Source organism: Rugamonas fusca (assembly GCF_014042365.1).
GTDB classification, from domain to species: domain Bacteria; phylum Pseudomonadota; class Gammaproteobacteria; order Burkholderiales; family Burkholderiaceae_D; genus Rugamonas; species Rugamonas fusca.
This window is the reverse complement of record NZ_JACEZS010000054.1, coordinates 1-1,611: the sequence shown is the minus strand read 5'-3', so window position 1 is coordinate 1,611 and position 1,611 is coordinate 1. Positions and strand designations below refer to the sequence as shown.

Here is a 1,611-nt window from a genome sequence, read left to right as displayed (position 1 = left end):
CCTATCAACGTCCTGGTCTCGAACGACCCTTCAAGGAGCTCAAGGCTCCGGGAAATCTCATCTTAAGGCAAGTTTCCCGCTTAGATGCTTTCAGCGGTTATCTCTTCCGAACTTAGCTACCCGGCAATGCCACTGGCGTGACAACCGGTACACCAGAGGTTCGTCCACTCCGGTCCTCTCGTACTAGGAGCAGCCCCCTTCAAATTTCCAACGCCCACGGCAGATAGGGACCAAACTGTCTCACGACGTTTTAAACCCAGCTCACGTACCACTTTAAATGGCGAACAGCCATACCCTTGGGACCGGCTACAGCCCCAGGATGTGATGAGCCGACATCGAGGTGCCAAACTCCCCCGTCGATATGAACTCTTGGGAGGAATCAGCCTGTTATCCCCAGAGTACCTTTTATCCGTTGAGCGATGGCCCTTCCATACAGAACCACCGGATCACTATGTCCTACTTTCGTACCTGCTCGACTTGTCAGTCTCGCAGTTAAGCACGCTTATGCCATTGCACTATTAGCACGATGTCCGACCGTACCTAGCGTACCTTCGAACTCCTCCGTTACACTTTAGGAGGAGACCGCCCCAGTCAAACTGCCTACCATGCACTGTCCCCGACCCGGATAACGGGCCAAGGTTAGAACCTCAAACAAACCAGGGTGGTATTTCAAGGTTGGCTCCACGAGAACTGGCGTCCCCGCTTCTAAGCCTCCCACCTATCCTACACAGATTGGTTCAAAGTCCAATGCAAAGCTACAGTAAAGGTTCATGGGGTCTTTCCGTCTAGCCGCGGGTAGATTGCATCATCACAAACACTTCAACTTCGCTGAGTCTCGGGAGGAGACAGTGTGGCCATCGTTACGCCATTCGTGCAGGTCGGAACTTACCCGACAAGGAATTTCGCTACCTTAGGACCGTTATAGTTACGGCCGCCGTTTACTGGGACTTCAATCAAGAGCTTGCACCCCATCATTTAATCTTCCAGCACCGGGCAGGCGTCACACCCTATACGTCCACTTTCGTGTTTGCAGAGTGCTGTGTTTTTATTAAACAGTCGCAGCCACCAGTTTATTGCAACCCTTTCACCCTTCCACAGTAAAGTGGTCAAGCTACCGGGGCGTACCTTTTCCCGAAGTTACGGTACCAATTTGCCGAGTTCCTTCTCCCGAGTTCTCTCAAGCGCCTTAGAATACTCATCTCGCCCACCTGTGTCGGTTTGCGGTACGGTCTCGTATGACTGAAGCTTAGAGGCTTTTCTTGGAACCACTTCCGATTGCTTCAGAGCCTAAGCTCCTCGTCCCATTCCCTTGAATTACGCGCCCGGATTTGCCTAAGCGCCTTCTATGAAACAGGAACCAACTATTCCAACAGTTGGACAACCTTCCGCGATCCGTCCCCCCATCGCATCATACGACGGTGCAGGAATATTAACCTGCTTCCCATCAGCTACGCATCTCTGCCTCGCCTTAGGGGCCGACTCACCCTGCTCCGATGAACGTTGAACAGGAAACCTTGGGCTTACGGCGTGGGGGCTTTTCACCCCCATTATCGCTACTCATGTCAGCATTCGCACTTCTGATACCTCCAGCAGCCTTTACAAGCCACCTTC

General features: G+C 52.6%; 1 rRNA gene. It reads right to left on the bottom strand.

Annotated features, from left to right (window positions below):
- A 23S ribosomal RNA gene (locus H3H36_RS26240) occupies positions 1 to 1,611 on the bottom strand; the annotation flags it as partial.